18 protein-coding genes and 1 pseudogene are annotated in these 20,980 nt (G+C 41.8%); 11 read left to right on the top strand and 8 right to left on the bottom strand.

Features of this window, described 5'->3' with window-relative positions; genetic code table 11:
- Positions 1–43: 43 nt before the first annotated feature.
- Positions 44–679, bottom strand: coding sequence for a TetR family transcriptional regulator (locus tag B3X18_RS05345; RefSeq protein WP_005017428.1), 636 nt, complete (start codon positions 677–679; stop codon positions 44–46).
- 173 nt (positions 680–852) lie between these two features.
- On the opposite strand from B3X18_RS05345, the gene B3X18_RS05350 reads away from it, so the two are divergent.
- The 5 genes and pseudogenes from B3X18_RS05350 (at position 853) to B3X18_RS05370 (ending at position 6,810) form a co-directional block, all read left to right on the top strand.
- On the top strand, positions 853–1,872 hold the full coding sequence (locus B3X18_RS05350) for a flavin reductase family protein (protein ID WP_005017427.1): 1,020 nt from the start codon (positions 853–855) through the stop codon (positions 1,870–1,872).
- 32 nt (positions 1,873–1,904) lie between these two features.
- Positions 1,905–3,077, top strand: coding sequence for a fatty acid desaturase family protein (locus B3X18_RS05355; protein ID WP_005017426.1), 1,173 nt, complete (start codon positions 1,905–1,907; stop codon positions 3,075–3,077).
- Positions 3,078–3,146: 69 nt separating this feature from the next.
- Positions 3,147–3,863, top strand: a complete 717-nt coding sequence (gene rph, locus B3X18_RS05360) for a ribonuclease PH (protein ID WP_005017425.1) — start codon at positions 3,147–3,149, stop codon at positions 3,861–3,863.
- 284 nt (positions 3,864–4,147) lie between these two features.
- Positions 4,148–6,310: pseudogene (locus B3X18_RS05365) on the top strand (phosphocholine-specific phospholipase C).
- Positions 6,311–6,666: 356 nt separating this feature from the next.
- Complete coding sequence (locus B3X18_RS05370) at positions 6,667–6,810, top strand: hypothetical protein (protein ID WP_005404711.1); 144 nt, start codon at positions 6,667–6,669, stop codon at positions 6,808–6,810.
- Between the two features lie 8 nt (positions 6,811–6,818).
- On the opposite strand, the gene nadC is transcribed toward B3X18_RS05370, so the two are convergent.
- The gene (nadC, locus tag B3X18_RS05375; RefSeq protein ID WP_034680098.1) at positions 6,819–7,664 is read right to left on the bottom strand and encodes a carboxylating nicotinate-nucleotide diphosphorylase; all 846 of its coding nucleotides are present in this window, start codon (positions 7,662–7,664) and stop codon (positions 6,819–6,821) included.
- Between the two features lie 145 nt (positions 7,665–7,809).
- Between nadC and ampD the strand changes: the two genes are divergently transcribed.
- Both ampD and murJ read left to right on the top strand, forming a co-directional pair.
- Positions 7,810–8,388 (top strand): 1,6-anhydro-N-acetylmuramyl-L-alanine amidase AmpD, encoded by a 579-nt coding sequence (ampD, locus tag B3X18_RS05380; RefSeq protein ID WP_286935173.1) that lies wholly within the window; start codon positions 7,810–7,812, stop codon positions 8,386–8,388.
- Between the two features lie 69 nt (positions 8,389–8,457).
- Positions 8,458–9,999 carry a murein biosynthesis integral membrane protein MurJ gene (gene murJ, locus B3X18_RS05385; protein ID WP_286935174.1) on the top strand — a complete coding sequence of 514 codons (1,542 nt, stop codon included), beginning with the start codon at positions 8,458–8,460 and terminating at the stop codon, positions 9,997–9,999.
- A 142-nt stretch (positions 10,000–10,141) separates the two neighbouring features.
- Here murJ and tnpA read toward each other — a convergent pair whose 3' ends face one another.
- Positions 10,142–10,555 carry an IS200/IS605 family transposase gene (gene tnpA, locus B3X18_RS05390; RefSeq protein ID WP_005023768.1) on the bottom strand — a complete coding sequence of 138 codons (414 nt, stop codon included), beginning with the start codon at positions 10,553–10,555 and terminating at the stop codon, positions 10,142–10,144.
- A gap of 20 nt (positions 10,556–10,575) precedes the next feature.
- Between tnpA and B3X18_RS05395 the strand changes: the two genes are divergently transcribed.
- The gene (locus B3X18_RS05395; RefSeq protein WP_034672248.1) at positions 10,576–11,634 is read left to right on the top strand and encodes an RNA-guided endonuclease InsQ/TnpB family protein; all 1,059 of its coding nucleotides are present in this window, start codon (positions 10,576–10,578) and stop codon (positions 11,632–11,634) included.
- Between the two features lie 27 nt (positions 11,635–11,661).
- On the opposite strand, the gene B3X18_RS05400 is transcribed toward B3X18_RS05395, so the two are convergent.
- From B3X18_RS05400 to B3X18_RS05420, 5 genes are all read right to left on the bottom strand, one after another.
- Complete coding sequence (locus B3X18_RS05400; protein ID WP_005017411.1) at positions 11,662–12,351, bottom strand: FKBP-type peptidyl-prolyl cis-trans isomerase; 690 nt, start codon at positions 12,349–12,351, stop codon at positions 11,662–11,664.
- Positions 12,352–12,397: 46 nt separating this feature from the next.
- Positions 12,398–13,102, bottom strand: coding sequence for an FKBP-type peptidyl-prolyl cis-trans isomerase (locus tag B3X18_RS05405; protein WP_034685796.1), 705 nt, complete (start codon positions 13,100–13,102; stop codon positions 12,398–12,400).
- 208 nt (positions 13,103–13,310) lie between these two features.
- The gene (locus B3X18_RS05410) at positions 13,311–15,494 is read right to left on the bottom strand and encodes a polysaccharide biosynthesis tyrosine autokinase (RefSeq protein ID WP_005017407.1); all 2,184 of its coding nucleotides are present in this window, start codon (positions 15,492–15,494) and stop codon (positions 13,311–13,313) included.
- A 17-nt stretch (positions 15,495–15,511) separates the two neighbouring features.
- On the bottom strand, positions 15,512–15,940 hold the full coding sequence (locus B3X18_RS05415) for a low molecular weight protein-tyrosine-phosphatase (protein ID WP_005017405.1): 429 nt from the start codon (positions 15,938–15,940) through the stop codon (positions 15,512–15,514).
- A gap of 2 nt (positions 15,941–15,942) precedes the next feature.
- Positions 15,943–17,022 carry a polysaccharide biosynthesis/export family protein gene (locus B3X18_RS05420; protein WP_005017403.1) on the bottom strand — a complete coding sequence of 360 codons (1,080 nt, stop codon included), beginning with the start codon at positions 17,020–17,022 and terminating at the stop codon, positions 15,943–15,945.
- A 362-nt stretch (positions 17,023–17,384) separates the two neighbouring features.
- Between B3X18_RS05420 and tviB the strand changes: the two genes are divergently transcribed.
- Genes tviB through B3X18_RS05435 form a run of 3 tightly spaced genes read left to right on the top strand, consistent with a single transcriptional unit; the run spans position 17,385 to position 20,971 of the window.
- On the top strand, positions 17,385–18,662 hold the full coding sequence (gene tviB / locus B3X18_RS05425; protein WP_286935175.1) for a Vi polysaccharide biosynthesis UDP-N-acetylglucosamine C-6 dehydrogenase TviB: 1,278 nt from the start codon (positions 17,385–17,387) through the stop codon (positions 18,660–18,662).
- A gap of 18 nt (positions 18,663–18,680) precedes the next feature.
- Positions 18,681–19,709: an NAD-dependent epimerase/dehydratase family protein gene (locus B3X18_RS05430; protein WP_004780491.1), complete on the top strand. Its 1,029-nt coding sequence runs from the start codon at positions 18,681–18,683 to the stop codon at positions 19,707–19,709.
- 2 nt (positions 19,710–19,711) lie between these two features.
- Complete coding sequence (locus B3X18_RS05435; protein ID WP_004780493.1) at positions 19,712–20,971, top strand: oligosaccharide flippase family protein; 1,260 nt, start codon at positions 19,712–19,714, stop codon at positions 20,969–20,971.
- Positions 20,972–20,980: the final 9 nt, after the last annotated feature.

The following is a 20,980-nucleotide window of genomic DNA, read 5'->3' on the forward strand; positions in this document are numbered from 1 at the left end:
GCCGGGTGATAGCAATTTTTGTGTTAAAAATTGGTGCTTGGCACTATGTCCAGTTAGATACGCCACGGAACATAAATCGTAATTCGGTCGCAGCCTGCTGCATAAACTGTTCCTGCTGTTCCTTCAAGGCCAGTCCACTATGCTGGCGTGACAGACTGATCCAGGTCATGGCCCAGGTAAAAGAGAGATTGGTAAGAATAGTAGAAAGTACCTTAAGGTCATTTTCATCCTGAATATGTTTGAGGCTTTCAATCCGGCGCAGGTCATTGACCAGATCATCAATTAGAAATTCAATTTCACGGCCAATCGCCTGGCGAACGACCTTGGAACCGCCCCAACGTTCAGAAATCATAAAAATCCAGGGTTCAGGATTCTGGTCAACTGCCTGAAAAAAGAGTTGTAAGGTATTCTGTGATTTACTGCCGAGCTGTGACAGATAAGCCAGACCCAGCTGATGTAACACTGTTTTTAAATGCAGCGCGACCTGATCAAGCAGTTCCTGACCTAAATGGTCCATATCCTGAAAATGCCGATAGAAGGCAGTTGGCACTAAACCAACCTCACGTGCAACTTCACGCAGGCTGATACTGCTAAATGAACGACCAGAAGTACTCAGGCGCAATGCCGCATCCAGTAAGGCCTGACGACTCTGCTGCTTTCGTTCATCACGTATCGACATCATGCTAACCCAAAATTACTTTGTGCAAGAGTCTAGCAAAAAATAGCTACTTTTAAACGACGAATATCAGTGTACAGGTGTTGACTGAATAATGGAAAAGCGTATAGTGAACAATTGTACACTTAAAGAACGTTTGTTCACTCACTAAATAGCTAGCATAAAGAGGAACACCGATGACCGCACAAATGCAATACAAGCCACAATGGATACGTGAAGATTTTGTAGACTTTCTTCTGGAAAAGGTTGACCCGATGTTGGCCTTAAAACGGATCAAGGCACAAGTCATTAGTGTCTATCCTCTGGCAGCCGACATGTACCGGATTAAACTGAGACCCAGCCACCGGTTTAATACACAACAGTATCGTGCCGGGCAGTCGGTTCTGGTCACAGTTGTAGTAGAAGGTGTACGTTTACAGCGTAGTTATTCGATTATCGCTATAGATGCTGGTACGCTGATATTAGGGGTTAAGGTGCAGGGCCGGGTTTCCCGGGCCATGTCACAGCTGAAAAAAGGCGAGGTAATTGAAATATCGCAGCCACAGGGGGAGTTCTGTCTGCATGCTGGTCAGGAGCCTGCTTTACTGATTGCTTCCGGAAGCGGAATTACAGCTATTTATGCTCTGTTACAGCAAGCCATGACACAAAAGGTGAGACAGATCGATCTGCTGTATTTTAGCCGTGATACTGTCCTGCATAATGAAATCCAGCAATTAGCAGAGGCCTATCCGCAGCTCAACTATCATTTTGTCAATACTACCCAGCAGAAACAGCATCTGGACCTGGCTTTACTCAAAGCTATTGTGCCACATTTTGCCCATACTCACAGCTATGCCTGTGGTACGCCAGGCATGATGCAGGCGGTACAGTATATTTATCATGGGGCACAGGCAGAGGACTGGTTACATCAGGAATATTTCCAGCCAGTCATGGATGAGACCCTAGAAGCCCAGCCAGTCAGGTTCATACGTTCACAGCAGGCATTTGAGGCCAAAGGTAATCTGCTAGACAGTGCAGAACAGGCCGGTTTAAGACCTGCGCACGGTTGCCGTATGGGAATCTGTAATACCTGCACCTGTACCAAGATCAGTGGCTCAACCAGAAATCTGCTGACCGGTGAAATTGATCATGGTAACAACGTTCAGATTAAGCTTTGTATCAGCCAGGCAGTCAGTCCGCTTGAGATTAATCTCTAGAGTCAAAAAATTAAAAATATTGGAGAGCACCCATGAACATGTCCATACAGTATCCACTAAATTCTAAATCCCGCCATTTAACACCTGAAGAAATCCAGCAGTTTGGTGAAAAAGTAGACGCAATCCGCCGTGAAGTTATGGATAGTCTTGGCGAAAAGGATGCGGCGTATATCTATAAAATCCGCAACTTCGTCCGTTATAGTGAAATTGCTTCACGTGGCATGCTGATGTTTGCCGGCTGGATCCTACCAGTCTGGCTGGCTGGAACCACCTTGCTGGGTATTTCTAAAATTGTTGAAAATATGGAACTGGGTCATAACGTGATGCATGGCCAGTTTGACTGGCTGAATGACCCGAGCCTGAATGGGGCAAATTATGACTGGGACACTATCTCGACGGGAGATGACTGGAAATATACCCATAATTATGTGCACCATACCTATACCAATATTGTCGGCAAGGATCATGATGTCGGTTATGGATTGCTTCGGGTCAGTGAATCACAGAAATGGGAGCCGCGCTTTCTATTTAATATTCCACTGGCAATCCAACTTATGGTGTTTTTTGAGTGGTATGTGGGTGTACAGAACCTGCATCTGGAAGATGTACTGGTCTATAAAACCAAAACCTGGAAACAGGTCTGGCAAGATGCAGCAAAACTGCGCCTGAAAGTCCGCCGTCAAGTACTTAAAGACTATATCTTTTTTCCATTAATCGCCGGACCGAATGCCTTACCAGTTTTTGCCGGAAATGCGGTGGCCAATATAATTCGGAGCCTGTGGGCCTCCGCGGTAATTTTTAACGGCCATTTTACTGAAGATGCTGAAACCTTTGAGCCAGACAATACTGAAAATGAAAGCCGGGCAGAGTGGTATTTACGCCAGATTCGTGGTTCAAGTAATTTCAGTGGCACGGAAGGGCTGCATATTCTGAGCGGTAACCTGAGTCACCAGATTGAACACCACCTGTTTCCGGATATGCCGGCTAACCGATATGCCGAGGTGGCGCCTAAAATTAAGGCTCTGTGTGCAGAATATGGCATTCACTATAATGAAGCGAGTTTTATGCAGCAGTTTGCGAGCGTATGGGTCCGGCTGGCGAAATGCTCTTTACCGGAAGGTAGTCTGCAAAAGGTCAAGGCAGGCCGCTGGAAGGAAGCATTTACCTTACTGAAGAACCGCTTTTCGAATGAGCACAATTTGTAGCTGCACGGGAAAGAGATGCATCTGCTATAATAGCGCGCAATCAATTTTGAGCCAGCTATAGGATGGATTATGCGTATTGACCAGCGTGCCCTAAACCAATTACGTGATGTCAAAATCACCCGCAACTACACACGTTATGCCGAAGGCTCAGTATTGGTTGAGTTTGGTCATACCAAAGTATTGTGTACAGCCAGTATCGATAATTCTGTACCTCGCTTTTTAAAAGGTCAGGGTCAGGGCTGGGTAACTGCTGAATACGGCATGTTACCGCGCTCCACCCATACTCGCAGTGACCGTGAAGCGGCACGCGGCAAGCAGAGTGGCCGTACCCAGGAAATCCAGCGCCTGATTGGCCGTAGCCTGCGTGCAATGGTCGATCTGAAAAAACTGGGTGAAAATACTATTACTATCGACTGTGACGTGATCCAGGCTGATGGCGGTACGCGTACAGCAGCCATTACTGGAGCAGCTGTTGCACTCGTAGATGCCATGAATGTGTTGCTTGAGCGCAAAAAAATCAAACATGATCCCTTAAAAGGGCTAGTTGCGGCTATTTCTGTCGGCATGTATCAGGATGAGGTGTTACTGGACCTGTGTTATGAAGAAGATTCAAACTGCCAGACTGATCTGAATGTGGTAATGACTCAGGCAGGTGAATTTATTGAGATTCAGGGGACTGCAGAAGATAAGCCATTTACCCGTGCCCAATGCAATGCCATGCTGGAGCTGGCAGAACAGGGAATTAGCGAGCTGATCAAGAAACAGCAGGAAGCGCTGGGCTGGTAAGCTGCATGTTCTATTCAAAACGCATCTTCGGATGCGTTTTTTATTTCATGGAAACGACATCAAAATATAACATAAACGTCATCGGTTTTCAGTATTTCTAGTCCTTACTTCTTTATTGGGTAATGGACAATGCATAAATTATTTTTAGTTTTAATCATAACCGGCAGCCTGCTGCTCAGTGCCTGTAATGAAGATGAGGCCGACTCCGGCACATTAGTGCCTTCTCCCTCTGGATGCAAAATGCACTGTGCCCCTTAATCTCTGGACAAACAGCAGGACTTAAAATGGACCGTCGTGAATTCTTATTAACCACCAGTAAAACCTTGTTTGGCACCGCCGCTCTGGCCAGTTTTCCGCTCAGTATTCAAAAAGCTCTGGCAATCGATGCCAAAGTAGAGACAGGTACGCTGCAGGACATCAAACATGTAGTTATCCTGACGCAGGAAAACCGCTCCTTTGACAATTATTTTGGTACTTTAAAAGGAGTCCGTGGTTTCGGGGACCGTTTTACCATTCCCTTGAAAGAGGGCCGTTCAGTCTGGGAGCAGTATGATGCCCAGCAGAACAAAATTCTGCCTTATCATCTGGACAGTACGAAAGGTAATGCCCAGCGGGTCAGTGGTACACCACATTCCTGGTCAGATGGACAAGCAGCCTGGGACCATGGCCGTATGGGAGACTGAGTCAAGCACAAGCAGCCACAATCCATGGGGTATTATAAAAAACAGGAACTGGAATATCAGTTTGCCTTGGCAGATGCTTTTACCATCTGTGATGCCTATCACTGTGCCATGCATGCAGGAACCAATCCGAACCGCAAATTTATCTGGACTGGTACCAATGGCCCAACTGGAGCAGGCGTAGCCAGCGTGGTAAATGAATTTGATGGACTGGGGCCTTCAAGTGAAGGCTATGAATGGAGTACATATCCTGAACGTCTACAGCAGGCGGGCGTCAGCTGGAAGGTCTACCAGAACATGCCAGATAACTTTACAGATAATCCGTTAGCCGGTTTTAAACAGTATCGCCGTGCCAATGAGCAATCTGGTCAGCCCGTCAGTCACAGTGACCTGAAAAGTCCAGCATACGATGCCAGAATTGATGCTAATCAGCCGCTTTATAAAGGTATTGCCAATACCATGCCAGATGGCGGGTTTCTCGGCAGTTTTAAAGAAGATATCCAGCAGGGTCAGTTACCACAGGTGAGCTGGATAGTAGCGCCCGCAACTTATAGTGAACATCCCGGGCCTTCCAGCCCGGTACAAGGTGCGTGGTATATCCAGGAAGTTTTAAATGCCCTCACAGAAAATCCGCACATCTGGAGCCAGACTGTATTATTGGTCAATTTTGATGAAAATGATGGCTTCTTTGACCATATACCATCACCGAGTGCGCCCTCAAAAGATCAGGCTGGCCAGTTACAGGGCAAAACAACCTTAACCGAGCAGCAGCTTTCTTATGAATATTTCAATCACCCTGCGGTGGTAGGTTCCAAATCACAACCCAAGCCGGATGGCCGGGTATATGGTCCAGGCGTACGTGTGCCATTGTATATCCTTTCACCTTGGAGCCGTGGTGGTTGGGTAAACTCACAGGTTTTTGACCATACTTCTATTTTACGTTTTCTAGAACAGCGCTTTGGAATACAGGAACCCAATATCAGCCCTTACCGCCGCGCAGTCTGTGGTGACTTGACCTCCGCCTTTAATTTTAAAACTCCTAATCTGGACATTCTACCTGAGCTGCCTGGGCAGAAATCCAGACAGGAAGCAGATGCAATCCGTCTAAGGCAGGCCTTGTTGCCACAGCTGACTGTACCGAAAAACCAGAACATGCCACTACAGCAGACTGGTATACGCCTGTCACGTGCCTTACCCTATATTTTGCACTGTAGCGCCAAGGTCGAACTGGCCCGACAGCAGGTTCAGCTAATTTTTTCGAATACCGGCGAGCAGGTAGCAGTTTTTCATGTTTATAACAAGCTTGATCTGGAAGCTATTCCGCGACGTTATATGGTAGAAGCAGGGAAACAGCTAGACGATATCTGGTCTGTACATGACGGCGGATATGACTTGTGGGTACTGGGACCAAATGGTTTTCACCGGAGTTTTCAGGGGAATCTTCACAGCAAACTTTATAGTGAAAGTCTGCCTGAAATTCGGATATGTGTAGAAGAGTGTGAACCAAAAATATATCTAAAAATCAGAAGTGACGGTCAGAAAACAGCAAAGCTGGTAATTCAGGCCAATGCCTATTTAAACAAGTCCTGGCACATAGAAACCCGCACGGCGGAAACCGAGCTGTTACTGGATATGAGTGAATGGTACGGCTGGTATGATTTTACAGTCAGTCTAGAAAATGAGCCCGAATTCAAACGCCGCTTTGCCGGACGGATTGAAACAGGAAAAGATTCTTACTCTGATCCATTTATAGGTTATTCGGTTTAATCTTAACTGGCTGGCTATAATGTTTATTTAAACCGGTTATAGCCAGTACTTTTCCTGCTTTGAGCACACTCTTCCTTTTTGGCTCTAACCAGAGGAGCTCAAAAGAACAGATGATATAAAAGAGCATCTAAAGAGTCTAAAATAAAAAGTATAATCTATTGAAATTTATAATTTTAACCCCATATATGATATAAATTAGCCTTCTTGAATCAAGGCGATACAGCAATTTATCCACCTCTACAAAATATAACCAATAAAATACATAGGAAAGCTTAAACCTGCGTTGCAGTCTATCTGAATAAGTTAATGTGTTTTATACCTTTTCATTATGACCTAAGCTATAAGGAACTATACTTTTGCTGAAACTGTTTATTATTTTAATTTCTTTTATTACATTCGCATTAATGGCCTGTGATCCACGCTCCCAAGAAAAAAATACGGCTGAATCAGCCTGGCAGACAGCCGAAACTGCCGACCAGAGTGAGGAAACTGTTAATTAATTTCTGTATTAGCCATTAAAACGCATTGATAAATCAACAGCTTTTATATCTTTGGTCAGGGCACCCATCGAAATATAATCTACGCCTGTCGAGGCAACTTCTCGCAGATTTTCCAGTGTAATATTACCTGAAGCTTCCAGTTTGCAGCGTCCCGCTACATGTTGAACCGCATCCTGCATTTGCTGAGTGCTAAAATTATCCAGCATGACAATATCTGCACCAGCGTTTAAGGCCTGATTAAGTTCATCCCAGGTTTCAACTTCAACTTCAACTGGTTTACCAGGTGCAATGTCATGGGCTTTAGCAATAGCTTGGGCAATACCGCCAGCTGCTATAATATGATTTTCCTTAATCAGGAAAGCATCAAACAGACCCAAACGGTGATTTTGTCCACCACCCACTGCAACTGCATATTTCTGGGCAATACGTAGCCCAGGCAGAGTCTTGCGGGTATCAAGAAGCTTGGTATTCAGCCCGTTAAGTCGCTGAACATAGTCGGCTACCTTGGTTGCAACAGCTGATAAAGTCTGAATAAAGTTTAGGACAGGGCGTTCCACAGTGAGCAGACTGCGTGCAGAGCCAGCCAGTTTTAAAAAAGCCTCATTCGCCTGTACCCGCTCACCATCATTTTTTAGCCAGATCACTTCTATCTTAGGGTCATAAGTCTGAATCAGACTATTCACCCAGGGCTGTCCTGCCAGTATCATATCTTCCCGACTGATAATAGTTGCAGTTGCCTGTTCATCTTCAGGCGTCAATAAAGCCGTGATGTCACCCGTACCGATATCTTCCTGCAGGGCCTGCTGGATATTGATCTGAATCGACTGTTCAAGCAAAGAGGCAGGAATGCTCATATAATTTCCGTATCGTGATGTACCCGTAAAAATTGTGCGATATATTAGCATTGTCCCACTGGAAAGAGACAGTTTTTCATCCTGCTTTTCAGCGTCCAGATCACTGGTTCAGGCACACCTACAGATTTTCTAAACGGATAAATTTATGCATACAGCTCCCACATTTCAGGTAATTGACGGAAAATTAATGGGGGCCAGACAGATCAGCTCTCCCAATTTTAACCAGCGTCCCGAGCCATGTGAAATCCAGCTGATTGTCGTGCATAACATTAGCCTGCCACCGTCACAATTTGGGGGGGGCTATATTGAACAGTTTTTTCAGAACCAGCTTGACTGGAATGCGCATCCTTATTTCCAGACCATTCGCGGTATGCAGGTTTCAACCCATCTTTTGATCCTGCGTAGCGGTGAAGTCCTGCAGTTCGTCAATTTCAATGATCGTGCCTGGCACGCGGGTCGCTCCAGCTATTTGGGCAGGGTAGAGTGTAATGATTATTCTATCGGGGTTGAACTTGAGGGCAGTGATGATACTGAGTTTTGCGAGATTCAATATCAGGTGCTGGCTGAAGTGACGATTGTCTTGCAACAGGCTTACCCTAAAATTGGCCAGCATATTGCCGGCCACAGCGATATTGCGCCGGGACGAAAAACCGATCCAGGGCTCCATTTTGACTGGGCACATTTCAGGGAATTATTAAAGCAGAAAAAGCAGTCATCTTATTGATGATTTTACAACGCAATTTTACTGCACTTTCATTACAATAACGTCTTTCTTTTTGGCTTGGGTGGATACATGGCGCTGTGGCGATCGACCTTTATTGTAAGTGCAATGACCATGCTGTCACGGGTACTGGGACTGGTACGTGATGTGGTCCTGCTTAATGTATTTGGTGCTGGCAAGGATTTCGATACCTTTGTGGTGGCCTTTCGTATCCCTAACTTTTTCAGGCGTCTGTTTGCTGAAGGTGCATTCTCGCAGGCCTTTATTCCGGTTTTAACTGAATATAAAACCAGTCGTACTCATGCTGAAGTCCAGATTCTGATTAGCCGGGTTTTTGGCTGCCTGCTGACGGTCATGACGCTATTAACCTTTATCGCGATGGTAGCAGCACCGGCTATTCTGTATATCTATGCACCAGGGTTTCATGATGATCCGGCCAAGTTTGATTTGGCAGTCGACATGTTCCGCCTGACTATCCCTTACCTGATGTTTATGTCACTGACGGCTTTTGCCAGTAGTATTTTAAACAGCTATGGTTCTTTTAGTACACCAGCTTTTTCACCCGTACTTCTTAATGTCGCGATGATTGCTGGGGCTTGGTGGCTGACACCGTATATGGCTGAGCCAATCATGGCATTGGGCTGGGCTGTGGTTGTCGCTGGTATTCTACAACTGGCGATTCAGATACCGGAACTGTGGCGTAAAAAACTGCTGATTCCACCTAAAGTGGATTTTAAGCATGAAGGGGTAGAACGTATTCTTAAACTGATGCTGCCAGCACTGTTCGGGGTGTCAGTTACCCAGATTAACCTGTTACTGAACACCATCTGGGCCTCCTTTATGCAGGATGGTTCGGTCTCATGGCTGTATAGTGCCGAAAGGATGACTGAATTGCCGCTGGGTCTAATCGGTGTCGCGATTGGTACGGTGATCCTGCCTTCACTTTCAGCCCGTCATGCCGAGCAGGATCAGACCAAATTCCGTGGCATGCTGGACTGGGCAGCCCGCGTAATCATGCTGGTTGGTATTCCAGCCAGTATTGCACTGTTTATGCTCTCTACACCGATCATTCAGGCGTTATTTGAGCGTGGTGAGTTTACTTGGGAAGATACCCGAATGACAGCACTGGCACTGCAATGTATGAGTGCGGGAGTAATTGCCTTTATGCTGATTAAAGTCTTTGCACCTGGCTTCTATGCCCAGCAGGATATCAAGACTCCAGTTCGTGTTGGCCTGATTGCAGTTGCAACCAATGCTATATTGAATATAGTCTTTATTGGATTTTTTAAACTGATCAACTGGCATGCAGAGCATATGGCGCTGGCATTGGCCTCTTCAGGTTCTGCACTTGCCAATGCCGGTCTGCTTTACTATTACCTGCATAAGCGTAATATTTTCCGCTTCGGTAGCCACTGGAAAAAACTGTTTATACAATTCGTGGTCGCCAACACTGTAATGGCAACTGCCTTATGGTTTGGCTTACAGTGGTATAACGGCGAGCTTTCACAGTGGTTACGTGTGGCTGAAGTGGCAGGACTGTGTATAGTCGGAGTTCTAGCTTATGCTGTTGGTTTGCTGATCAGCGGTTTTCATCCTCGCCAGCTCAAGCATTAAGCCAGTTTTACTACGATATAAATAAAAAACCGCCTCTATATAGGCGGTTTTTTTATCAGGATAGCCGTAAAACCTCACCCTTCAGGGCGGTAATATAAGGCTGCAATCCGCTAGTCCCCCTTGTAGGGGTTAGCTAGGATTACTAATGAGGTGTTTGCTGGCTCTTAATATATTGTTTAATGATTGAAATTGGAGCACCACCACAGCTGGCTGCAAAATAACTGGGCGACCATAAGGCATTACCCCATAGTTTGTTTTTAATTTCGGGGTGTTTAGTGCGTAAAATACGACTTGATGCGCCCTTTAAACTATTGACCAAGCTAGAAATAGCAACTTTAGGTGGATAATTTACAAGTAAATAGGCATGGTCATCTTCACCGTCAAATTCTACTAATTCTGCTTCAAAATCAAGGCAAACACGCTCAAACACATCACGCATTGTTTCAAGCATAGCTTTGGTAAAAACATCGCTACGATATTTAGCCACAAAGACTAAATGAACGTGCATATTAAAAACACAATGGCGACCTGTCCTAATCTCTTGACTATTACTCATAGACCAAATATATTTTAGTGATGAAGACACTTAAACTACGCATAAAAGACAAATATTGCAAGGAGTTAGACCAACTAGCATTAGAGGTAAACTTTGTCTGGAATTACGTCAATGATTTGTGTTTCAAGTATCTGCAAAGAAAACAGCAATTCTTTTCAGCTTATGACGTTGCTAAATATACTAAAGGCGCATCTAAAGAATGTAATCTGCATAGCCAAACTATTCAGGCTGTCACAGAAGAATTAGTCATAAGACGCAAGCAATTCAAGAAAGCAAAACTAAAATGGCGTGTTAGTAATAAGAAATCGGCTAGGCGTTCGTTAGGTTGGATACCCTTCAAGAAAGTAGCAATCAAATATGCTGATGGCTATATTCAATATGGCAAGCACCAATTCAAACTATGGGACAGTTATGGACTAAGTAAATATAATATCAAAACAGGCTCGTTTGTAGAAGACAGTCGTAGACGCTGGTATGTATGTCTAGTGGTTGAAAATGTTCAACAAGTAAAGACCAATGCAAAAACATCAATAGGCATAGATTTAGGCTTAAAAGATTTAGCGACCTGTTCAAATGGGATGAAACTCAAAGCCCCTCAAATTTATCGCCAATACGAACAAAGACTTGGTATTGCACAACGTGCAAAAAATAAGAAACGTGTCAAAGCGATACATGCCAAAATTAAAAATATACGACAAAATATGTTGCATCAATTCAGCCATAAACTGGTGAATGAACATGCAGCAATCTTCGTTGGCAATGTCAATGCCAAAGCATTAGCACAGACCAAACTAGCCAAGTCTGTCCTAGATGCAGGTTGGACAACACTTCGATCCATGCTCAAGTATAAATGCGAGAACGCAGGAGTATGGTATGAAGAAGTCAACGAGGCATATACCACCCAGACTTGTTCGTGCTGTGGTTCACGCTCCAGTAGTCCGAAAGGTAGAGCAGGGCTTGGAATAAGAGAATGGCAGTGTGTGGAATGTGGTACATTCCACGATAGAGATATAAACTCAGCACTCAACATTCTTGCGCTCGGACATGAGCGTCTCGTAGGAGGAATCCCTGTCCTTTAGGTCGGGGAGGATGTCAAAGAACAGAAATTAAGGCAAGATCTGTAAAAGCTCTACATCAAAAATTAAGGTACTATTCGGTGGAATAGCGTCACCGGAACCAATTTCGCCATAAGCCAGCTTGGCTGGAATAAAGAAACGGCTTTTACCGCCTTCTTTCATGGTCTGTAAACCTTCAGACCAACCTTCAATGACCTGGTTCAGCTGAAAATCTACCGGTTGGCTACGTGCAATTGAACTGTCAAACACGGTACCATCCAGTAAACGGCCTTCATAATGTACTTTGACCTGTGAGGTTGGCTTGGGAGTTTTCCCCTGTCCCGCTCGAATAATTTGATATTGCAGGCCAGATTTGGTGCTAATAATACCAGGTTTTTTCATATTTTCTGCTAAAAATACTGCACCAGCCTGCCCATTTTTGGCAGCCATTTTCTGAAATTCAATCAGCTGTTCAGCTTCCGCCTGCTTTTTATATTGAGTTAAGGCTCGAGCCATTTCCTCTTCAGTCAAACGAGCAGACTTGCCTTCAGAGCCTTCTTTTAGGCCCTGAATAAAAGCTTCCAGATTAAGGTCTTTCAAGGTATCTGCATTGGTACGACCCATGACATAGCCATAGCTATAACCCAGCTGGTCTTTTTGCGGACTTTTATTGGTCACAGGTAACGCCCAGACAGAGAAGCTGGCCGAGATTAAAATAGAAGCGAGCAGTGTTTTTTTCATAAAAAATCCTGAAGGGTGGAGGGTAGTCAAACCCTCCTGTGCATTATTATTGTACTTTAAGCAGTTCTACATCAAAAATTAGAGTACTGTTTGGTGGAATCGTACCAGGTACACCTTGTTCACCATAACCAAGTTTAGCAGGTATATACAAGGTAGCCTTGCCGCCTTCTTTCAGTAATTGTAAACCTTCTGTCCATCCCGGAATGACCTGATTTAAAGGGAACTCGACTGGCTCACCACGGTCATAAGAACTGTCAAATACTTTTCCATCTGTCAGCTGGCCTTTATAGTGAACTGTCACACGGGAAGTAGCGGTAGGCTGCTTACCTGTCCCCTCTTTAACGATTTTATATTGCAACCCTGAAGCTGTAGTTTGTACACCAATTTTTTTGGCATTTTCAGTCAAAAAGCTGTTACTGTCAGATTCAGCTTTTTGAGCCTGTTCAAGCTGTTTTTTCTGCATATCTTGTTGGAACTGCACATACGCTGCCTGTAGCTCTTCTTCAGTATAAGCTGGCTTGGCACGGGCGTGTCCCTGACGGATACCAGTTACAAAACTGTCAACATCAAGTTCTGGTGGAGTTTGATGTGCAACTTCATAACCCAGCGCATAACTGATTTTCTGGATTGAAGAGGCATTTTTGCTAACATTACCGGTATGCGTCACAGGATGCTGGCTGGCATAGTAAACAGGGATCAGGGCAGCACCGCCGAGGATAACAGCAACAGCAATAGGTAAGGCTTTACTCATAAAGGGCGTTCCAGTTCATTTTATCTTTTAACATAGACCATAGGGTAATCAGGTCATCTAACTCTTTTAGCATAGAATATTTTGCAATCAAACAATATGTTTTTTCTGTGCATTAAAATCCTACTTTAAACTTGTATAACAATCTATCTACTACCGTAAAATAAAAAGCCGGAATAAACTCCGGCTTTTAAATTATTTCAAAAATGATCTAATCATCTTTTTTTGCCTGATAAGCATAAGCATAGTTATAACCATAACCATAACCTGCCGCAGTACGCTGAATATCGTTCAGTATAAAGCCATTAACTTTTACGCCTGCCTGCTCAAAGCGGTTCACTGTAATCTCCAGCTCTTTCATTTGTGTTTTAGCATGGCGGGCAATAATCAGGTTTACACCACTATATTGAGAAATAATAATTCCATCAGTCACGGCCAGTACCGGTGGAGTATCAATAATAATATGATCATACTGCCTGGAAAGTTGCTCTAGCATTGTACCAAAAGCTGCAGAGCTTAATAATTCAGAAGGATTAGCCGGACTTTTCCCCCGACTCATCATATATAAATTCTTAATTTCAGTCTCATGAATTGCATCAGATAGATTATTTTGCCCATTTAGATATTCAGACAGTCCTGGCTGTGTATTTACATTAAAATACTTATGCAGATAGCCACGGCGCATATCTGCATCAATCAGCAGAACACGCTTGTGGCTCTGTGCAAAGATCACTGACAAATTCGTAGAAATAAAAGATTTCCCCACTTCCGGTGCAGGTCCTGCGATCATGATGATATTATTTTTGGCATTGGCCAAGGCAAAGTTGACGGCAGTACGCAAGCTGCGCAGGCTTTCAATGGCAATGTCATCACTATTCTTAACTGCAAGGATAGGAATATGTTTTTTCTTTTTAAGAAGCTTAATACGGCTCTCCTGTACAGGTGAGCGAGGAACAGTTGCGTAAACAGGTAAGTCTAATTCATTTTCAATTTGACTCGAATCTTTTACGCCTGAGCGCATCATATTACGTAATAAGGCTAACAGTGTACCAAGAAAAGCACCTAAGAATAGAGAAAGTATAATAACCTGTAATTTTTTAGGTTTGATTGGTCCTAATGGTTCAACTGCAGTATCAATAATACGCACATTACCGATCTCTCCTGCTTTGACAACTCGAAGCTGTTGGTAAGAGTTGAGCAGGGCGGTATAAAGCTGCTGGTTTACTTCAACTTCACGAAATAACTGTAAGTATTGACGTTGTAATTCAGGTAGTCGTTTTAATGTACCATTCAGTTCATTGATTTTATTGTTTACTGCACCAAGCTGGGCATTAATTTCACGCATTTGTGGATGTTCAGCAGTATATTTAGCTGCCATCTCTGCCTGTTTCTGCTCAAGTGCTATTTTTTGGGTTTCTAATGTAATGCTCTGAGTTAAATATAATTCAGACTCTTTAGTGACATCAACTGTATTAAAACGCTCACGGAAATTGTTAAATTCACGTTCAGACTTATCAAGCTGCTGTTTTAATTGTGGAAGCTGTTCATCTAGGAATTTTAAAGTTTGAGCTGTCTCTGCTGTACGCCGCTCAATATTTTGTTGACTATACGCCGTTAATATCGCATTTAGGACCTGTGTAATATACTGCTTATCTGTACCTTCATAATTCAATCCTAGAATACCAGACTGTTTGCCCTTTTCTGCTACAGAAAAAGGGGCTGAAATAGTATTTACTGCGGCTGGTAAGGAAAGTTTTTTAATATTATAGGTATCTGCTAACTGGTCCTTACTATATATAGCAACTTTCCATAGCCCGTGTTGGGAATTAAACTGATTTCTACGGTTGAGCATACCTTTAAAGATTGGCTCATGCGTCATAGTGTCAGTTAAAATAAAATTATTATTCTCAAAAGTTAGCTGTAGATTTCTGTCTAAGTAATAAGAGGGTACATCAAATTGACGGATACTAAAAGACTTGTTCCCGTCTTTAAAAACAACTGATTGGTTAGAATATTTAGTTTGATATTCAGGCTTATGAAGTAAACGTTGTATAAAACTGTCTTCAGTGCTTGAAATCTGCACATCAAGATTTAAAGAATGGATAACATTACCGAGAATTAAGCGAGATTTTAAAATTTCGATTTCTGCCTGTGCTGGAGACTTTTGTTCAACCATCTCAGACAGATCGCCTAATAATGCTGCAGAAGCCCCTTTTTTATCTTCTACTTGAACTATGGCATCAACTTGATAAATATTCGGTGTAGTCCTGAGGTAAAGTAAAGCACAAACTAGGCTTAAAATCGTACAGAGGGCAATTAACTTCCACTGCGCAATCAAGGAAAAAAACAGTTCCTTTAGGTCAATGGTATCTTCAGTGGTGGTATTTTGGCTCATAATTCTTGGTTCAAAAGTTAAATATATTTTTTCCAGTCCGCAATACAGCTTTGAATCAGTTCACAGGTTTCATCAAATACCTGCTGATCATGCTGATAAGGATCTGGTACATTTTTATTCTGCCAGTGGCCCAGCCGAAAGGTTTTTCCTTTAGCAAAAGGCCAACTCTGTTCAATATGTTTTTGCTGATTCTGACTCATGACCAGTACAAGATCAGCTTTTTTAATTAACTCGGCATTTAATTTTTTGGCAATATGCGATTGCATATCCATACCTAATCGCTGCATACAAAGCTGAGCTTTCTCATCTGCTGTGTGACCTGTTAAACCAGAAATCCCAGCTGATTCAATATGAAGCTCTGGAAATTCTTGCTTTAAAAAATACTCTGCCATTGGACTGCGGCAGATATTTCCGATACACACAACCAGAATATTCTTAATGGCCATTATTAGTTACCTAAACGATCAAAACTATAAATAGCATTAGAGAATGGAACAATCTGTCCAATGACACGTTGCCAGCGAGTTAAGCCAGTCGAGTCAATATAGACGACATCGTTATTACGCATTTTAAACTGATTGGCTAGTCCGAAATCACCTATATTACTTAAATCAAGATGATAAAGCTCTGTACTTCGATCATTAAGATTCGTACGTAAAACATAAATACGCCCTGCACTTGCTGAAAGTGGATTAATGCCCTGACTTTCACCTAGCACATCACCTAAGCTCATACCCTGGTCACGTATAGATAATGCCTGATTTTTACTGGCTTCTCCCATCACATATATTTTTTGATTTTCTCGAGTACTGACGTAGATGGTATCATTAGGTTGCAGAATTAAATTATGTAGTGACATTCCTGCACGTTCTAACTCAATAATATTTAAGTCATATGTCATACCATTACGAATAAGCTGCACGTAGGTATTACTGGTGTTTTCTGCGGCCCCACCTGACATACTTAAGGCATTATACAGCGTCATGGGTTGATCATTTAAGTTGATTTGTCCAGACTTTTCAACATTTCCAAAAATTGAAATATGTTTTCCTTGGTAAGAGATTACACGTGCAATGACATCAGGATTTTTTAAATAACGAGAAAGTTGGGAACGAAGTTCTTGGTTAACTTTGACTAAACTTTTACCTGCGGCTTTATAGCGTCCAATCATAGGAAAATGTATATATCCACTTTGATCAATCTGATAACCATTTGTGGGATCAGTACTGTTCCCGCTAATTTCTGGATAAGCCCACAGTTGTATGGAAAGAACATCTCCTGGACTTAATAAATAGGTATGTGGAATATTTTGAAACAAGTGGGCATAGTCACGTTGAAAATTGACCGTAGCTGGTTGAATAGCGGATAAATTATCTTGTGTAATTTTTACAATATTTAATGGTGTACCAAGCTCAGTCTGATACACCCCTTCTTCTGGCAAATTATAAGTTTGAAAACCTGAAGTAATCGCACATCCTGTAGAACCGAGGCCGAAACCCAATAAAAAAAGAGCTTGGTAAAATTTCACGCTTGACCCTTATATATTTATCTCTAATTTGTTTAATTCAATGAACAATATAAAATTGATACTCAATGCGCAGAAATCTTAACTGAAAAAAACATGGAATACACTAGAAGAATTTCTTGGTTTGTATAGTTTGTATAAATTTGTGTACTTGTCAGAATAATGTAATTTAAAAATTTTATATATAAATATATTTATTTTTAAATTTTTTATATAAAACAAAAGATAACAGAAATAAACAAAATGACTTTTAATCAAGAAATTCTATTGAAATTTTTCTGTTATATTACTGTCCCTTAATGACTTGCTAAGTTTTTCTATTATAGAAATTGTTGATTTTAACATATAAGGATAAAGGCTGTTCTATGTTGCAACTCCCTGAATTAAAAATAGCAATTATAGGCCTAGGCTACGTGGGTTTACCTTTGGCGGTAGAGTTTGGTAAAAAAGTACCAGTAACTGGTTTTGATATTCACGAGAAGCGTATTGATGAATTAAAAGGTGGTCAAGATCATACTTTAGAAGTATCACCAGAAGAATTAAATCAAGCTAAGAAGCTAAGTTTCTCTTCTACGTTAGAAGATTTAAAAAAATGTAATTTTTTTATTGTTACTGTTCCTACACCGATTGATGAATTTAAGCAGCCAGATTTGACCCCACTTGTTAAAGCTTCGACCAGCATTGGTCAGGTGCTTAAAAAAGGTGATGTGGTGGTGTATGAATCTACGGTATATCCGGGGGCAACTGAAGAGACCTGTATTCCAGTTTTGGAACAGGTATCAGGCCTGAAGTTCAATCAGGACTTCTTTGCCGGTTATAGTCCGGAGCGAATTAACCCGGGCGATAAATTGCACCGAGTGACCAATATTTTGAAAATTACCTCAGGTTCTACCCCTGAAGTCGCTGAATTTGTTGATCAGGTGTATAACCTGGTGATTGAGGCAGGTACGCATAAAGCGACTAGCATTAAAGTGGCTGAAGCGGCAAAAGTCATTGAAAATACCCAGCGTGATGTCAACATTGCCCTGATTAATGAACTGGCCGTGATCTTTAATAAAATGGGAATTGATACTGAAGCAGTATTGCAGGCTGCTGGTACCAAATGGAATTTCTTGCCATTCCGTCCAGGTCTGGTCGGTGGACACTGTATTGGTGTCGATCCATACTATTTGACTCATAAGGCACAGTCTATCGGTTATCACCCTGAAATTATTCTGGCGGGTCGCCGTTTAAATGATGGCATGGGGGCTTATGTGGTTACCCAGCTGGTCAAGGCCATGATCAAGAAAAAAATTCAGGTTGAAGGTGCCAAGGTTCTGGTTTTAGGCTTAAGTTTTAAAGAAAACTGCCCGGATATTCGTAACACTAAAATTATTGATATTGTTAATGAACTGACAGAATACAATATTGCTGCCGATGTGTATGACCCATGGGTGGACGCAAACGAAGCCCAACATGAATACGGGATTACTCCAGTCGCCAATCTGGAGCAGGGGCAGTATGACGCGGTGATTCTGGCCGTTGCCCATGATCAGTTTAAAGCCATGGGTGCCGAAGCATTACGTGTCCTAGGCAAGTCAGCACATATTTTATATGACCTGAAATATGTACTGGATCAATCTGAATCTGACCTTCGTCTGTAATCTATAGGGACCATAAACGTGAGCCAATATCAAACTGTATGCGAGCAATTACAACAAGCACCAAAAACCTGGTTAATTACCGGTGTAGCAGGCTTTATTGGCTCAAATTTACTGGAAACCCTGTTAAAGCTGAACCAAAATGTGGTCGGTCTGGATAATTTTGCCACAGGTCATCAGCATAATCTGGATGAAGTGCAAAGTCTCGTTAAGCCTGAACAATGGGCAAACTTCAAGTTTTATGAAGGTGATATACGGAATTTTGAAGACTGCCAGACAGCCTGTGCAGGAGTTGACTATGTTTTGCACCAAGCCGCTTTAGGTTCTGTACCTCGTTCGATTGCCGACCCGATTACCACTAATGCAGCCAATATTACCGGCTTTTTAAATATGCTGACGGCTGCACGAGATGCAGAAGTCAAAAGTTTTACCTATGCAGCCAGCAGTTCAACTTATGGTGACCATCCAGCATTACCAAAAGTGGAAGAAAATATTGGTAACCCACTTTCACCTTATGCCGTCACCAAGTATGTCAATGAGTTATATGCAGATGTATTTGCGCGTACTTATGGCTTTAAAGCGGTTGGCTTACGTTACTTTAACGTCTTTGGTCAACGTCAAGATCCAAATGGAGCATATGCAGCTGTGATCCCAAAGTGGACAGCAGCCATGATTCAAGGTGAAGATGTCTTTATTAATGGTGATGGTGAAACCAGTCGAGATTTTTGTTTTATTGAAAATACGGTTCAAGCCAATATTTTGGCAGCAACCACTGAAAATGATGAAGCAAAAAACCAAGTCTATAATGTTGCAGTAGGTGATCGAACGACACTCAATGACTTATTTAATGCGATTAAATCTGCGTTAAATGAGCAAGGTGTATCTTATACCAAAGAACCTGTATATCGTGAGTTTCGAGCTGGAGATGTAAGACACTCTCAGGCAGATGTAACCAAAATCAAAACATTGCTAGGTTATGAACCACTATATCGAATTATGCAAGGTGTTGGATTGGCAATGACATGGTATGTTAGCCACCTCGTTGAATAAAAATGTCAAAAATACAGCGTGTATTTAAAAACAAAGATATACGACGTTTAGTTGATAATTTTTTTTCATTATCTGCTTTAAAACTGATTAATCTTATTTTGCCATTGGTAACGTTACCCTATCTAATTAAAGTATTAGGGTTTCATTACTATGGTGCAATTGTACTTGCTATGTCGCTGATTATGTATTTTCAAGCAGTTACAGATTATGGTTTTAATCTCTCTGCAACAAGGGAAATTGCAAAACACAAACATAGTAAGAAGCAATTAAATTTTATTTATAGTAAGACTCTGTGGTCTAAGTTTACTTTGTTAATACTAAGCTTAGTGGTTTTAATTCCGATTATATGCTTTACTCCTCAATTTAGAGAAGATAGTCTCATTTTCTGTCTTATGTGCTTAACACTTATTGGGCATACTATGTTTCCAGAGTGGTTCTTTCGTGGCATAGAAAGAATGAGATATATTACAATTCTTGATTTGTCGGTAAAAATATCTTTTACGATAGGTGTGTTTTTATTTATTCATAAACCACAGGATTATTGGATATATCCAGTATTGTTTGGTTGTGGATATCTTCTAAGTGCATTGATTGCTTATTACATTATTTATAAACATTTTTCTATTCGGTTGCGATTGGTAAGAGTTGCACAAGTTAAGACAACCTTATATAAAGGTTTTCCTTTGTTTGTTAACCAATTTATGCCTAACTTTTATAATAACACGACAACCTTTCTCGTTGGTCTTCTACTAGGCAACTATGCAGCAGGTGTATTTGGCGCAATTCGACAAATTGTAAATTTACTTAATGTATTTAACTCTGTTGTTTCAACTGTTGTTTTTCCCTACTTGGTGAGAAATAAAGACAAGTTTTATATTTATAGTAAATATTATATTGGTTTTTTTGTGTTACTAGCAGTATGTGCCGCCTTCATTCACCCTTGGGTATTCCAATGGATTGGTATTACAGATAAGCAAGCATCAGTTGTGTTTTTAATCTTAATTTCTGGTGTAACGAGTGTTGTTGTTTACCATATTTATGCGACGAATTATTTAATAGCAAGAGGTTATGATAGGATCGTAATGAAGATTACAATTACAGTATCTATTCTTGGATTAATTGCATCATACCCACTAATTACAGCCTTTGGGCTCATTGGTGGTGCGGCCAATATTTTTTCTTGTCAATTTCTCTTAGCTACAACTGCATTTATTATGTTTAAGAAAATTGAAAACCAAAAAACTCAATATATTGGAATTTAAGAAAAGACT

This window comes from Acinetobacter sp. UBA6571, assembly GCF_002434085.1.
GTDB classification, from domain to species: domain Bacteria; phylum Pseudomonadota; class Gammaproteobacteria; order Pseudomonadales; family Moraxellaceae; genus Acinetobacter; species Acinetobacter radioresistens.

Bases quoted from the DNA above. Each gene is read 5' to 3' on its own strand.
- B3X18_RS05345 (WP_005017428.1), bottom strand. From the start codon at position 679: ATGTCGATACGTGATGAACGAAAGCAGCAGAGTCGTCAGGCCTTACTG.
- B3X18_RS05350 (WP_005017427.1), top strand. From the start codon at position 853: ATGACCGCACAAATGCAATACAAGCCACAATGGATACGTGAAGATTTT.
- B3X18_RS05355 (WP_005017426.1), top strand. From the start codon at position 1,905: ATGAACATGTCCATACAGTATCCACTAAATTCTAAATCCCGCCATTTA.
- rph (WP_005017425.1), top strand. From the start codon at position 3,147: ATGCGTATTGACCAGCGTGCCCTAAACCAATTACGTGATGTCAAAATC.
- nadC (WP_034680098.1), bottom strand. From the start codon at position 7,664: ATGAGCATTCCTGCCTCTTTGCTTGAACAGTCGATTCAGATCAATATC.
- ampD (WP_286935173.1), top strand. From the start codon at position 7,810: ATGCATACAGCTCCCACATTTCAGGTAATTGACGGAAAATTAATGGGG.
- murJ (WP_286935174.1), top strand. From the start codon at position 8,458: ATGGCGCTGTGGCGATCGACCTTTATTGTAAGTGCAATGACCATGCTG.
- tnpA (WP_005023768.1), bottom strand. From the start codon at position 10,555: ATGAGTAATAGTCAAGAGATTAGGACAGGTCGCCATTGTGTTTTTAAT.
- B3X18_RS05395 (WP_034672248.1), top strand. From the start codon at position 10,576: ATGAAGACACTTAAACTACGCATAAAAGACAAATATTGCAAGGAGTTA.
- B3X18_RS05400 (WP_005017411.1), bottom strand. From the start codon at position 12,351: ATGAAAAAAACACTGCTCGCTTCTATTTTAATCTCGGCCAGCTTCTCT.
- B3X18_RS05405 (WP_034685796.1), bottom strand. From the start codon at position 13,102: ATGAGTAAAGCCTTACCTATTGCTGTTGCTGTTATCCTCGGCGGTGCT.
- B3X18_RS05410 (WP_005017407.1), bottom strand. From the start codon at position 15,494: ATGAGCCAAAATACCACCACTGAAGATACCATTGACCTAAAGGAACTG.
- B3X18_RS05415 (WP_005017405.1), bottom strand. From the start codon at position 15,940: ATGGCCATTAAGAATATTCTGGTTGTGTGTATCGGAAATATCTGCCGC.
- tviB (WP_286935175.1), top strand. From the start codon at position 17,385: ATGTTGCAACTCCCTGAATTAAAAATAGCAATTATAGGCCTAGGCTAC.
- B3X18_RS05435 (WP_004780493.1), top strand. From the start codon at position 19,712: ATGTCAAAAATACAGCGTGTATTTAAAAACAAAGATATACGACGTTTA.